The following is a 14,267-nucleotide window of genomic DNA, read 5'->3' on the forward strand; positions in this document are numbered from 1 at the left end:
ATCAACAAATAAACATATTTTGAATTAATGAATATAAAAATAGCTTAAGCTTTCTTCTGAAAATTACAGCAAAAAAAGCTATTTACTGTGAAAACAATTTTCACGTAAATAGCTTTTTAATTAATCTTGTAAAGCAGTTATGTATTTATAGACTTCTTGCCCTGCAATACTTCCATCACCTACAGCTGTAGCGATTTGGCGTAACACAGTGTCTCTAACATCCCCAATAGCATAGATTCCAGGAATAGCTGTTTCCATACGATTATTTGTTGTAATCCACCCTTCCTCAGTTGTAATGCCTAAGTCTTTAAATGGTTCAGTTAAAGGATCTAACCCAACATAAACGAAGACGCCATCAGCTTCTACTTGAGAAACTTCATCTGTTTTCGTATCTTTTAATGTGATTCCAGTAATTTTTTTGTCGTCCCCTGTAAATTCAACAGGAACTTTATTCCATAAAAAGTCAACTTTTTCATTTTTAAACGCACGATCTTGTAAAATCTTTTGTGCTCTTAATTCATCTCTTCTATGGACAATGGTTACTTTGCTAGCAAATTGTGTTAAGTACATCCCTTCTTCAACTGCTGAGTCACCACCACCGATTACATAAAGATGACGGTCTTTAAAGAACGCTCCATCACAGACTGCACAATAAGACACACCACGTCCGGCATATTCTTCTTCACCTTTGATACCAATTTTTCGATGATCGCTTCCTGAAGCAATAACCACGGCTTTTGCTTCATAAACTTCCTCATCACAGTAAACTTTTTTGATTGTTCCTTCATTTTCAATACGCGTCACATTTCCATAAGTGTGCGTTGCACCAAAGTTAGATGAATTTTCATACATTTTCATAGCTAAATCTGGCCCTAAAATCGTGTTAAATCCTGGATAATTCTCCACTTCAGCAGTATTCATTAACTGTCCGCCAGGAGCTCCTCTTTCAATAACTAAAACCGATAAATCTGAGCGTGAGGCATAAAGGGCTGCTGTCATCCCACCAGGTCCTGCTCCAATTACTATTACATCATACATATATCCATACCTCCATTACGATTCGTTCATACATAACTTTAACTGTTTCCCTATTTATTGTCTATCCTTTTGCTTGAAAAAAGATATTAGGTAAAAAACAATTGACTTATTTGAGAATACCGCTAAACTGTTAAAGAATAAATGAAAAAAGGGGGAGAAAACTATTTCACTTGTTACAAATATCAGTCATTTTTTTACTAAAAATAAAATATCCAACAAAGAATTATTCTTTCTAAGTTGGCCAATTTTTATTGAAATGTTTTTAAGGGTTTTTATTGGTAATATCAACGTTTGGATGATTTCGCAACATTCAGAACCAGCTGTAGCTGCTGTTGGGGCTGCCAATCAATTATTGAACTTATCTGTTTTTATTTATGGTTTTATCACCGTTGGGGTACAAATCATCATTGCTCAATTAATTGGAGCCAAAAAGGAAGATCAAATTAAAGAAGTTATAACAACTGGATTAATTGGTTCTTTTTTAATTGGTCTTATATTGAGTAGTATATTTGTTTTATTTCCAGAGCAACTACTCTATTTCATGAATTTACCTGATAACATTGTTGAAATTGGTATTCCGTATATTCGTATCTTTGGAGCAAGTTTGTTTGTAACATCTATTTCCGCAGCGATTATTGCATCTTTAAGAAGCCACGGAAAAACAAAAGCAGCACTTATCATACCAACTATCTCTTTAATTTTTGCTCTTATTGGAAATTATATTGCTTTATACGGTCCTTTTGGTCTACCTCATTTAGGAGTAGCTGGACTTGGTATTTCAGCTGTTGTTAGTAACACCGTTGCTTTATTTATTGCTTTTATCATTTTAAAACGAGAAGTTGGTTTTAATATTTTAAAACTTTCATTTAAAGACTTTTCAAAAGAGAAATTAAAACTTATTTTAACACTTGGTCTACCTTCTTCTGGCGAGAACTTATCTTATACGGCTTCTCAAGTTGTCGTAACAATGATTGTAGCGTCACTTGGTCAAAATATGTTGATTGCTAAATCATATGTAACAGCTATTACACAATTTATTTACCTGATAGCAGCTTCTCTTAGCCAAGGAAATCAAATTATGATTGGAAGAAACATTGGAGCTAAAGAATACGACAGAGCCTATCTACGTGGTAAAAATACCGTTATTTTAGGGTTACTCTGCACTAGTTCAATTTCCATAGTAACGTGGCTTTGTATTGAACCGATTATGCACATTTTCACTTATAATCCAGAAGTTATTGCGATAGCCAAAATTGTCTTTCTAGTAGATATATTCTTAGAAGCTGGCCGGACCATTAATATGACAATGGTTGGCTCATTAAATGCAACTGGTGATGTGAAATTCCCATTAATTTGTAGTTTAATAGTTTTATGGATTATTAGCCTTCCGTTTTCATACGTTTTAGCCATTCCTCTTAATCTAGGGTTAGTCGGCGTCTGGTTGGCTTATACAATTGATGAAGGTCTACGTGCCATTTTGATGATTAAACGTTGGAAATCAGGTGTATGGAAGTCTAAAGGCCATATTACTTAACATCTTGATTTATGATAGAAAAAAAGAGTTTTTTACTAATTTTTAGATTAGTAAAAACTCTTTTTATTTTTTTAAGTTTTTTTTAAAATAACATTTTTTGTAAGATATTCAATTCATTTAATGGTAGATTAATAAACGAACTTCTTATATTTACCTACAAAGGATGATGCATGTGTCACGAAGACAATATAGAAATATGAAAAATACTGTTAATTACGGACTACTACTCCCCATTTTCTTAATGCTTCTACTAAGTATTTGGTTACAATACTGGGTAGCGACTTACGAAGATGTTTCAGCTATCAATCAAGGAATTAAACAAATTATCTTTGTTGTCATTGGCGTAGGTTGTATGGTGGCGATTAAATTTATTGATAAAAAATTAATTTGGAAACTAGTTCCTTGGATTTATGTTTTCTCTCTTCTTTTAATGCTTTCTCTCTATTTTTTCTACGACGCTAATATGTACAACATCACAGGCACTAAAAGATGGCTTGATATTGCCGGCGTCAAATTTCAACCTTCAGAGTTGGCTAAAATAGCCTATATTTTATTTATCTCAAAAGAACTAATCAAATATGACATGACAAATAAAGAAAAAGATTTTCATACTGATTTGAAGTTACTCGGACAACTCATTTTATACAGTGTTCCTCTATTTGCTTTAATGTTTATGCAAAAAGATTTCGGAACTTCTCTTGTATTTGTTTGTGTTTTAGGTGCCTTATTGATCGCTGTTGGACTTGATTGGCGAATTCTAGCAACCATTTTCGGAATTTTAATGATTTTAGGGATTGTTTTAATCCTACTTGTTTTTACCGAATTTGGTAACGATATTTTAGCATCCCTTCATTTTAAACAATATCAGCTAAACCGAATCAAATCATGGCGAAATCCTTATGAGTACTCCGATACGATTGCCTATCAACAGGTGCAAGGACTAGTTTCAATGGGTTCAGGTGGTGTTTTTGGAAAAGGCTCTAGTGGAATTGAAGTTTACGTTCCTGTTAGAGAATCAGATATGATTTTTACATTTATCGGTGAAGCATATGGTTTTGTCGGTGCATCTCTTGTTATTATTTTATACTTTTACTTATTCTTCCAAATCTTTTATGCTGGATTAAAAAGTAACTCTAAATTTAACATCTATATTTGTGTCGGTATTGTCTTTATGTTAGTCTTCCAAACATTTGAAAACATAGGAGCTTCTATTGGGTTACTTCCATTAACAGGGATACCTCTTCCATTTTTAAGTCAAGGTGGAACTTCCTTAGTGGCAACATTAATTGCTCTTGGTTTAATATTTGAAATGAAAGTTTATGATTAAACGACAAAAAAGGATTGTGATTACCTCACAATCCTTTTTGTTTATTTTAATTTGCCACCAACAGCCAACGTATCATTAAATTTTGTTTTAGTGAAAATAATTAAGATTTGAATAGCTAATCCAAACGCTTGAATCATTAGCATTAGACTAATGTCATAGTGTATAAGCCCGATGATTGTTGCAACTAATGTACTTAATAACATCGCATTTAGTGTCACGTTCATCGCTTCTTTATATGACTTAATGTTAGATAAATGATTTTTTTTAGTTAACCAAATGAATAAAGAAGTTCCAAAAATCAAGAACAATGTACTGCTTAAAACTAATACACCAACAAGAAACGTCATACTCAAAATGCGATAAGGAGCATTTTGTTTATTCCACTCCTTCGTCAACCATGCTGTAAAAGCTTTTGTCGTATCAATTGTTGAAAAATCCCATGCATCCGTATAGTTAAGCTCAAAAACTAAACCATTTTTATCTTTCATCTCTAATGTTTTTTCTTTAAAATTTAACCCTGTTTTTACTTTTTCAAAATCCTTTTTTGATTCATTTAAATAAATTGAATCAGTCACTTGTTTTGCTTCTGTTTCAACTAATTTGTCGTTTTTAATTTGAATAGCTGAAAAATCAACATTTTCAGATTCTTTTAATGCTTTCATCAAGTTAGGCATAATCGAATCTAACTGTAATTCTGGTGATTTGTTCGCATTAATGGCAACCGGATTTAACATGACAAAAATAAGAAAAATAGTCACTAGAATCATTTGCCATATTTTTAATTCATTTCGATTTAAAAACATTTTTTTAGCTGAAAAACAATTAGCAAAATAGTTTGTTGGAAATTGACTTGACTTCATTAAAATAAACTCCTATCCTTTTGTTCCTCCTGAAAGTAACCCTGAAACAAAGTTCTTTTGTAGGAAGAAGAATAACACTGAAATTGGTAAAGCAATTAAGATAGCCCCTGCTGCAAAAAGAGCTACTTGTTGATCTTTTGAATTACTTACAAATGTTTGTAAGCCGACAGCTACAGTAATTTTTTCTGGTGAACGTAATAAGAATTTAGCTAACATATAATCACCAAACGGTCCCATGAACGCCCACAGTGCTTGTACAGCAATCATTGGTTTGACTAATGGTAACACAATTTGCGCGAAAATTCTAAAGTGACCTGCACCATCTAATTTAGCTGATTCGTCTAAATCAATCGGCACTGTGTCGAAGTAACCTTTCATTAGCCAAGTATTCATCGGAATACCTCCACCAATATAAATCAGTGTTAAGAACCAAGGTTGATCTAAAGCATTTAATAAAAGTGCCATAACATAAAAGGCAGTTAAAGCAGCCATTGTTGGTACCATTTGAACAATAAGGAACAGTTTCAAACTACTATTACGACCAACAAAACGGTAACGGCTATAGGTATAACCGGCTAACGTGATAATAGTTACTTGGCAAATCATTGTAAAAATCGCAATAATTAATGTATTAACATACCAGCTACCATACAACGTTTCATTGAATAAGCGACTAAAATTATTTAATGTCCATGCACTCTTGAAATCTAAACTAAACGCTGATACATTTCCAGCTTTAAAAGCTGTACTAACTGTAATCAGAATTGGGTAAATAACAATTATTGAAAGTACAATTAAAAAGAGATACGTAAAGAAATGAGATAAAAATCTTGTACGTTTTACGGAGTGTGTTGTTTTCATTTTATTTGCCCTCCATATCAAAAGCATTTGTTTTCTTAAAGACAATCATTGAAATACTAATAACGATAAATGAAATAATCAAGGTAACTGCCGCTGCAACAGAGTATTGAGGTGCGTTACCAGTTGTTAATTTGTAAATCCAAGAAATCAAGATATCAGTTGAGCCTGCGCCCCCACCAACACTACCTGGACCACCGTTATTAAACAGATAAATCATTGAGAAGTTATTAAAGTTACCAGTATATTGTGTCACAAAGATTGGTGCTGCAACAAATAAAATCATTGGTAAAGTAATAGTATTAAATCGTTGGATAGCATTTGCTCCATCAATTTTTGCTGCTTCGTATAACTCTTCAGGAATTGATTGTAAAATTCCGGTTGTCATAACATAAATATATGGGAAACCTAACCAACCTTGAATCATAATAATAGCCACTTTAGTCCAGAATGGATCTGTTTTCCAAGCAACAGAACTAATATCTACAAACGGTAAGTGATTTAACATAGGAATAACTTGTGTATTAATGGCACCGATACTATCATTAAAAATATTTGAAAAACTCATGATTGTAATGAAAGCTGGTACTGCCCAAGGTAATAGGAAAATAACACCAAATAATCGTTTTCCTTTAATAAATTGTTGATTAGCAACAACGGCTGTTAATACACCTAAAACAATTTGCAAGGTAGAAGCACAAACTGTCCAGATAACTGTCCAACTAAATACTGCACCAAATGTAGCTCGGTAAGAACTTAAGAAGAAAATACTAAAGAAGTTCTTAACCCCTACCCAATCAATTAAGCCAGCTGGTGGTATATGTTTGAAATCATAGTTTGTAAATGCCATAAATAATGTAACTAAAACAGGAAAAATAATAGCAATTGTCATAACAACATAAGCAGGTAATGTTAATAGATAAGGAAACCCATCATCTAAAACATTATTAATAATGCCTTTTGCTGTTGTATTAATTTTTTGACCTTCGTTCCATCTTCTAGCAACGATACGAGCATCTCTTATATTTAGACCATAAAAAATAAGAAAAATAACTGTAATAATAATTTGTAGTGTTCCTTCGATTAAAAGGAATAAAGAATGATCTTCTACTGGAATAGATCCAAGTGTAATAAATCCGTTCATGGCAGAAATACCAAAAGTAAATAACTCAACTAAAAATAAGGCAAAAATGCCTAAAAAGATAAAACCTTTAAACTTTTGTTCATTATAAATTTGACCTAACCCAGGAATCAATGAAAGCAACGTCGCTTTTTTGACATCCTTTTTGTTTTGAGTGGTATTCATATCCGTTTCTCCTTATCTAAAAACAAGAAATCGGCAGAGTATTTCTTTGCCTCTGCCGATAAATCCCCTTATTCGCCGTATTTTTGTTCGATGTTTTCGTTAATTACTTTAACTGCAGCGTCTGCAGCTTCTTTAGGAGTTTTCTTACCAGATGCAGCATCAAACATTAAGTTTTCGCCACCAGCCCATACTTCAGCCATTTCTGGAATGTTAGGCATTGGTTTAGCATTTTTATATTGTTCGATTACAGCGTTTGTTAATTCATTGTTTTCTTTTGTAGCTGCTTCACGAGCTGTGTTGTTAGCAGGTACTTCTTGAGTCATTTTATAGAATGTTTCTTGGTTTTTATCATTAGTTACATAGTCAACGAATTTTTGAGCAACGTCTTTGTCTTTAGAGTAGTTACTGATAACCCAAGCCTTACCGCCACCAAATGCTTCGTATTCTTTACCGTTGTTTAATGTAGGGATTTTAGCTGCACCAAAGTTCATTCCTGAATCTTTGTAGTTAGCTGCTGCCCAAGGTCCGTCAATAATTGCTGCTGCATGACCTTCAACAAATTGATTTGTTACGAAGTCTCCAGCACCTTTAATATCCATCATACCTTTTGGCCAAGTTTTTTGGAACCAGTCAGTTGCATATTGAATTCCTTCAACTGCACCTTTGCTGTTTAAACCAACATCTTTAGGATCAGTACCATCTTTACCAAATGTATAACCACCGTATCCAGAAATTAAGCCATATGCAAAGTAAAAGTCAGTCCATTTAGCTAAGAAAGCTGTATTTTTACCATCTTCACCTTTAAAGGCATATTTATCATCTTTAGCTAATTCTTCTACATCTTTAAATGTTTTTGGAGCTTCATTAATTAAGTCTTTGTTATAGTACATGATTAATGTTTCAATTACAGATGGAGCTCCGTAATATTTTCCATCAACAGTTACTTGTTTTTTATCTGTATCATTATAATGAGAATCATCACTTAATTTAACTTCAGCTAAGTGTCCTTGTTGTCCTAAAGGTCCTAAGCGGTCGTAAGCTGACATCATTACGTCAGGTGCTTTGCCTGCAGGTCCATCTAATGATAATGCATCTAATTGATCAAACATATCTTTTTCGATTACTTTAATTTTAACACCATTTTCTTTTTCGAAGTCACCTTTAACATCGTTTACGTATTTTACATATCCTTTTGCTACAGATACTTCTAAAGTGTTATCCTTTTTGCCTTCATCTTTTTTCTTGTCGCCTCCACATGCTGTTAATGCTAAGACAGCAGTTGCTGCAACTAAACCTAGACCAAAGCGCTTCCATCCTTTTTTCATTGAAAAAGCCTCCTATGTATTTTCTTTACCCTCTTAGATTATTCTGTTACGGCTTACAATGCAACCGTTTTTACAATGTTACCGATAACACCTTTTTTCTACTTAGAAATAATGAAACCATTCTCTTTAATTAAATAGCCAGCTTCTGTCTTTTCAATATTTTGACTCAATAAAATGTTTGTATCACCTGAGACAACTTGGTTTTTAGTCCCTTTGTTAAAGTACCCTTTGAGGCTACCATCGGTTGTTTCTCTTGTAAATTCTACATAACTATCTTCATTGTTTAAGGTCTCAAAAGTTAGAGTTCCATAAGATAAAATAGGTTGTTCCGCACGTCTTAACGCAACCAGTTGCTTAGTGAATTCTAAGAAGTCTAAATCTTGGTTTTCTTTCTCCCAAACCATGCAGCGACGGCAATCAGGGTCATTGGCTCCGGTCATGCCAATTTCAGTTCCGTAGTAGATACATGGTGAGCCGTGTTGCATGAATGTGAAGGCTAATGTCATCTTGGCAACATCTTTGTTTTCTCCTGCCATATGGAGTAATCTAGCTGTGTCATGAGAGTCTAAACAGTTAAACATTACTTGATTGGTTTGATCACGGTATAACATTAATTGTTCGTACAAACCACTTGCCATTTTAGTTGATGAAATAGCTTCTTTAACAAAGAAGTTAGTAACTGTTTCTGTAAAGGCGTAGTTCATAACTGCATGGAACTCATCTCCATTTAACCAACTTTGAGAAGAATGCCAAATTTCACCTAAAATATAGAAATCTTCATCAAGTGCAGTTGTTTCTTCATAGAATCGTTTCCAGAAATGATGATCTACTTCATTTGCCACATCTAAACGCCATGCATCAATGTTAAATTCTTTAATCCAATAAGTAGCAATATCTAATAAATAATCTTGAACTTCTTTATTGGCTGTATTTAATTTAGGCATCATTGGTGTAAAAGCAAATGTATCGTATGACAGAGTTTTAGCTCCTTCTTCATTTCCATTTTTCCCTAACTCTACTGGGAAGCTATGGATGTGGAACCAATCTTTATATTTTGATTTTTCTTCATTTTTGACAACATCTTGGAATTGTGGTGAGTAGTAACCCATGTGATTGAACACCGCATCAAGCATCACTTTAATACCACGTTTATGAGCTTCTTCTACTAATTTTTTAAATAAAGCTTTATCACCAAAATCAGGATCAACATCAAAATAATCAATTGTATCGTATTTATGATTTGAAGAAGCCTTAAAAATCGGACAGAAGTACAAACCGTTGATTCCTAAATCAACTAAATAATCTAAGTGATCAATCACACCTTGTAAGTCACCACCAAAGAAATCTTCACGACCTGGTAATTGACTACCCCATGGTAGAGTTCCTTCTGGGTCATTTGATTTATCTCCATTAGCAAATCTTTCTGGGAAAATTTGATACCAAACGGTTTCTTTTACCCATTCTGGTGATTTGAAACGATCAATTTCTTGGAAGAAAGGCATTCTGAAATAATTTTCAGCTTTTTCGATTGTCTCATTAGACATCTCAAAAATACCACGATCCCCGTAAAACACTTCTTCTCCATCAACACCAATTACATGAAACGCATATTGAATACGTCTAAATTCAGCAGTTACTGCTAATTGCCAATAATCATAATCTTCAGTTGAAGCAACAATTACCATAGCTTCTGATTCTTCGTACCATTTATCTTCATGGATTAAGTATGGATCTCCCTTAATCACTTTCACTTCTTTTACATCATCTTTTTTTGTTCTTAAACGAACGTGCATTACCTCTTTTTCAAAAAGGTATGCGTACTCGCTATCTGGTCTATGTAATAATGCTGCTCTTTCCATTCAATAATCATCCTTATCTTATATATACTTTATAAACATATGGCTCAAGTTCTTCATTATCAAGACTATCCCCTGAATCGATAACTAGTTGCCATGATTCCAACTCTTTTAACCAAGTTGGTGTTACTGCTTTTTCTTCTGTTAAGTTACAAATAACAACTGCTTCTTTGTCCTCATATTGACGTTTATACGCAATAATATTATCAGCAGATTCTAAAAACTCTACCTCACCATATGAAAATAAATCTTCTTTTTTTAGTTTTAATAGTTCTTGATAAAAATGTAGAATACTTTGTTTATCCTCTTTTTCAGACGAAACGTTGTATTTTTTCTCTACATTTTCACCAATCCAACTTTTTGTAGAAGAAAAGCCGGCATAGTCAGTTTGATCCCACTGCATGACACCACGACTTGCTTCTTTATTTGCTGCTGCAATAATTGAGAGGGATTCCTCTTTTTTAAAGCCATTCTCCAAAAGATGAATATGTTGATTAATGGCTTTTGGACTTTGGAAAGTATGAACATCATTAATTTCCAAATTTTTCATACCAATCTCTTCACCATATAAGATTACTGGAATTCCCCGTAATAAGTACATAGCTGTTGCAAGTGATTTGATACTTTTATCTCGGTATTCTTTATCATTTCCAAATCTTGAAGCCATACGAGGCATATCGTGATTATTCCAATAAAGAGTTGGATATTTCTCATTTCCTAATGCTTCTTGCCAATTCTTAAGGTTTTCTTTCATCTTCTTAGCATCAATGGTTTTAGTTGCTAATTCTTTTGGTATCTTAGGATTAGTACTAATTGTCTTTTCATCAAAATGATCAAAAGAAATAACTGCACTACATAAATCTTCTCTGATGTAACTATCAGCTAACTGAGGAGTAGCCGATGCTGCTTCACCTAAAATAAAGGCATCTGGTTTTATTTTTTTGATTTCTGAAATAAATTCAGATAGATAATGTTTAACTTCTGGTAAATTAGCATAATATTCTTCGGCTATTGCTATTTCTCCAGCAGGCACGTCAGAAACATTCAAGGTAAAATCATCTTTGACCATATGAATGAATGCATCGAGTCTAAACCCATTAATTCCTTTAGCTAACCAAAATTTAGCAATATCAATCATTGATTTTTTTACTTCAGGATTTGCCCAGTTTAAGTCTGGCATTTGTTTATCAAACAAGTGGAAATAATACTGTTCACTTTTATAATCTTTTTCCCAAACAGAACCACCAAAAAATGATTCCCAATTATTTGGAAGTGAGCCATCTAATGGTTCATCTGCCCAAAGATAATAATCTCGGTAAATATTTTGAGGTCCTTTTATGGCTTCTTGGAACCAAGGATGTTCACTGGACGTGTGATTAAGAACTAAATCAAAAATAATTTTTAAATCACGTTTATGTGCCTCTTCAATTAAAACTTCTACATCGTCTAAATCACCAAATATCTCATCAATGGCATAATAGTTCGAAATATCGTAACCGTTATCAACTTGTGGTGAAATGAATATTGGATTTAACCAAAGTGTATCGACTCCAAGTTCTTTGATATAATCCAATGATTCGATAATTCCCTTTAAATCACCAATTCCATCATTATTTGAGTCTTTGAAACTTTTCGGATAAATTTGATAGACAATTGCTTTTTCCCACCAATTTTGATTCATTGTTTTCCCTCCTTTGTAAGCTCATTCATAGTCTATGAAATGTTACAAAATAACTCAACTATTAATATCGTGTTAACGTTAACAAAATGTAACATTGATTCAAAAGCTTATCATATAGCTATTCTTTTAATATTTTTCACAAATCACATGTAAATTGACACTCCCCTAGGAAACTTATCTTTAGGTAACAAAAAAAGAGGTCTTCCTTTCATTGGAAGAACCTCTTATCTATTAATCTTTTTGAGTACTGCCTCGGACAACAAGAGAAGCTTCAAATAATTGATTTCCCTGAGGAGCACCTTTTTGTTTAATTTTATTAAGGAGCATTGTAGCACATGCAGCTCCCATTTCAAATACAGGTTGTTTAACTGTCGTTAGTCTCGGTGAAGCAATTTGGTCTAAGAAAACACCATCAAAACCAACCACTCCATAATCATCTGGAATAGAGGCTTTACATTTTTGAAGACCTCGCTCAATGCCAATTGCTAAACGATCACTACTACAAACAAAAGCTGTTTTTTTAGGATATCTAGCAAATTGTTCCTCAATGAATCTTTCTGAATAGCGGGACCTATTTGAAAATCTAACAATTTCTGGCACTTTTTGATAACGTTGCATGGTATTGATATAGCCAGACTCTCTTGAAAACTCAAAAGGTTCTTTCACATCAATTCCCACATAAACAATTTTTTCAAAACCAGATTTTATGGCGTGTTCAGTCGATATTTCAGTCCCTTTAGCGTTATCCGTATCTACAAAGTCATAGCCATAACGATTCTCGCCAAACAAAACAAAAGGCTTTTCGAGGCGTTCAATCCAAGGATAGTCCTCTTCTCGCATACCTGTTATGACATACCCATCACTTTGGCCAACATCAAAACTATTTTCTGTTACTAGTTGTAATGAATATTGATGTTTATCTAGTTCTTTTGACATTCCCATTAAAAGAGTCATGTAGTAAGGTTCAGTTGTATCGATTTCTTCTAAAATAAAAAATTTGATCACTTGTGTGCGATTGTTTGCTAAAGCCTTAGCCGCAACATTTGGTTTATAATCTAAATCTTTCATTGCTTGAAACACAAGTTCTTTTAATTCATCTGTTACTTTCTCCGGGTGATTAATCACTCTTGAAACAGTCATTTTCGACACATTGGCTTTTTTGGCAACATCAGATAAAGTTGTCATGTTATCCCCCACTTACTTCGATTAATTACTGTTATTATACTGTAATTTAAATAATAAGCTACTAATAAATTTTTTCACATAACTCTAACTGATTATTTTAAAATCAAAGTAATCGGTTTCTTTCTTGATTAATTTGATTTTTTCTTTTTTTGTTCTTGTCGTGCTTGTTTTAATTTTATTTTTTCTTCTAAAGATAAAAGAAGTTTTTCTTCAACGTAAAACTCACCTAAATTACCAGATTTTTCTTTCATTTTTAATCCTTCTTTGATGGTATTTAGTGATTTTTCGTCATTTTTTTCATAGCCAAATTGAATTCCCGCTAGTACTCGTAAATTACTCACTGTTTTAGTCTGTAAATACTTAACAAGTCCTCGATCTTCCATTAAAGGTTGAATTCTACTGTCGACTTTTTGTGGGTCTTTTTTCTTATTCACTAATAGATGATATAACATTTCCTTTTTTAATTCAATTTGATAAGGAACAATAAAACTTTCTCTTCTTTCCCACAAAGCTTCAATAAATTCGTCTGCTTCTTCCATTTCTTGTTTTTCTAAAAGCAAACCTAGTCTTAAGAAATCTTGATAATCTTCAAAATAAGTTCGTTTTTCATTTGCTTCAAAACTTTCAAAATACTCTTTTGGTAATTCAGAAAAAGTGCTTCCTAGACTCATAGCAGCATTACTTGCTAATTGGATATACAATAGACGTTCTTTTTGTAGAGAAGATTTTGCAATTTTTAATGTACTTCCGTCATTAAATCCATTAGGAAAGCCATTAAGTAAAGCAAATAAAAATCCGACTAATACAAACTCCAAGACTAAAATTTTATTCATTGGATAAAAAGCAAAGCTAAGTAAACTTGTTAATATGTTTGCTATAACACCACCTAGAATATAGAGTTTATACGGAAAATGATTCTCTTTCATAGCTGGTGGAATAAGTAAGCACTGCCCCATTGTTCCAGGAACTTTTAAACGAACCAGTTTGAATTGATTGTCTCTTTTTATCAAGTTAAATGAAAAAATTCGATAACTTAAAAATTGATGTCCCGTCATTTTTCCAAAAATTAAATGTCCGGCTTCATGAATCATTAAATGGAGTACAAAAGCAACTGCTAAAAATGCATAAGAAAAAAGCATTGCTGGTGTACTAATTTCTTCTTTGACTGAAAAATAACCAATTCCAGTTCCTAAAATGCCTCCGATAAACATGACCAAGAGCAACGGAATAAGCGTTTCCAATCTATTCGTTTTATTCGTTTTATTTGTTTTATTTTTTTTCATATATACCCTCCTCC

11 protein-coding genes are annotated in these 14,267 nt (G+C 32.9%); 2 read left to right on the plus strand and 9 right to left on the minus strand.

Annotation, left to right across the window (positions count from 1 at the left end; genetic code table 11):
• Window positions 1-120: 120 nt before the first annotated feature.
• Entirely contained in the window at window positions 121-1,038 is a 918-nt protein-coding gene (gene trxB, locus H9L18_RS09235) for a thioredoxin-disulfide reductase (protein ID WP_126794841.1), read from the minus strand.
• A 181-nt stretch (window positions 1,039-1,219) separates the two neighbouring features.
• On the opposite strand from trxB, the gene H9L18_RS09240 reads away from it, so the two are divergent.
• Together H9L18_RS09240 and H9L18_RS09245 are read left to right on the plus strand one after the other, a co-directional pair.
• Window positions 1,220-2,572 (plus strand): MATE family efflux transporter, encoded by a 1,353-nt coding sequence (locus H9L18_RS09240; protein ID WP_260590291.1) that lies wholly within the window; start codon window positions 1,220-1,222, stop codon window positions 2,570-2,572.
• A 196-nt stretch (window positions 2,573-2,768) separates the two neighbouring features.
• Window positions 2,769-3,899: an FtsW/RodA/SpoVE family cell cycle protein gene (locus H9L18_RS09245; RefSeq protein WP_126794944.1), complete on the plus strand. Its 1,131-nt coding sequence runs from the start codon at window positions 2,769-2,771 to the stop codon at window positions 3,897-3,899.
• A gap of 41 nt (window positions 3,900-3,940) precedes the next feature.
• Here the strand turns inward: H9L18_RS09245 and H9L18_RS09250 are convergent, their stop codons facing one another.
• The 8 genes from H9L18_RS09250 to H9L18_RS09285 form a co-directional block, all read right to left on the minus strand.
• On the minus strand, window positions 3,941-4,759 hold the full coding sequence (locus H9L18_RS09250) for a hypothetical protein (RefSeq protein ID WP_126794837.1): 819 nt from the start codon (window positions 4,757-4,759) through the stop codon (window positions 3,941-3,943).
• Window positions 4,760-4,771: 12 nt separating this feature from the next.
• Window positions 4,772-5,620: a sugar ABC transporter permease gene (locus H9L18_RS09255; RefSeq protein WP_126794835.1), complete on the minus strand. Its 849-nt coding sequence runs from the start codon at window positions 5,618-5,620 to the stop codon at window positions 4,772-4,774.
• Between the two features lies 1 nt (window position 5,621).
• Entirely contained in the window at window positions 5,622-6,923 is a 1,302-nt protein-coding gene (locus H9L18_RS09260) for a sugar ABC transporter permease (protein ID WP_126794833.1), read from the minus strand.
• Window positions 6,924-6,991: 68 nt separating this feature from the next.
• Window positions 6,992-8,248, minus strand: coding sequence for an extracellular solute-binding protein (locus H9L18_RS09265; RefSeq protein ID WP_126794831.1), 1,257 nt, complete (start codon window positions 8,246-8,248; stop codon window positions 6,992-6,994).
• Window positions 8,249-8,346: 98 nt separating this feature from the next.
• A complete protein-coding gene (locus tag H9L18_RS09270; protein ID WP_126794829.1) occupies window positions 8,347-10,107 on the minus strand; it encodes a glycoside hydrolase family 13 protein in 1,761 nt (586 codons plus the stop codon).
• Window positions 10,108-10,120: 13 nt separating this feature from the next.
• Window positions 10,121-11,785, minus strand: a complete 1,665-nt coding sequence (locus H9L18_RS09275; RefSeq protein WP_126794828.1) for a glycoside hydrolase family 13 protein — start codon at window positions 11,783-11,785, stop codon at window positions 10,121-10,123.
• A 231-nt stretch (window positions 11,786-12,016) separates the two neighbouring features.
• Complete coding sequence (locus H9L18_RS09280; RefSeq protein ID WP_126794826.1) at window positions 12,017-12,970, minus strand: LacI family DNA-binding transcriptional regulator; 954 nt, start codon at window positions 12,968-12,970, stop codon at window positions 12,017-12,019.
• Window positions 12,971-13,098: 128 nt separating this feature from the next.
• On the minus strand, window positions 13,099-14,253 hold the full coding sequence (locus H9L18_RS09285; protein ID WP_126794824.1) for a hypothetical protein: 1,155 nt from the start codon (window positions 14,251-14,253) through the stop codon (window positions 13,099-13,101).
• Window positions 14,254-14,267: the final 14 nt, after the last annotated feature.

This window comes from Vagococcus carniphilus (assembly GCF_014397115.1).
Lineage (GTDB): Bacteria > Bacillota > Bacilli > Lactobacillales > Vagococcaceae > Vagococcus > Vagococcus carniphilus.

Coding starts and splice junctions, on each gene's coding strand:
- H9L18_RS09280 (WP_126794826.1), bottom strand. CDS start 12,970: ATGACAACTTTATCTGATGTTGCCAAAAAAGCCAATGTGTCGAAAATG.
- H9L18_RS09260 (WP_126794833.1), bottom strand. CDS start 6,923: ATGAATACCACTCAAAACAAAAAGGATGTCAAAAAAGCGACGTTGCTT.
- H9L18_RS09275 (WP_126794828.1), bottom strand. CDS start 11,785: ATGAATCAAAATTGGTGGGAAAAAGCAATTGTCTATCAAATTTATCCG.
- trxB (WP_126794841.1), bottom strand. CDS start 1,038: ATGTATGATGTAATAGTAATTGGAGCAGGACCTGGTGGGATGACAGCA.
- H9L18_RS09265 (WP_126794831.1), bottom strand. CDS start 8,248: ATGAAAAAAGGATGGAAGCGCTTTGGTCTAGGTTTAGTTGCAGCAACT.
- H9L18_RS09285 (WP_126794824.1), bottom strand. CDS start 14,253: ATGAAAAAAAATAAAACAAATAAAACGAATAAAACGAATAGATTGGAA.
- H9L18_RS09250 (WP_126794837.1), bottom strand. CDS start 4,759: ATGAAGTCAAGTCAATTTCCAACAAACTATTTTGCTAATTGTTTTTCA.
- H9L18_RS09245 (WP_126794944.1), top strand. CDS start 2,769: ATGAAAAATACTGTTAATTACGGACTACTACTCCCCATTTTCTTAATG.
- H9L18_RS09255 (WP_126794835.1), bottom strand. CDS start 5,620: ATGAAAACAACACACTCCGTAAAACGTACAAGATTTTTATCTCATTTC.
- H9L18_RS09270 (WP_126794829.1), bottom strand. CDS start 10,107: ATGGAAAGAGCAGCATTATTACATAGACCAGATAGCGAGTACGCATAC.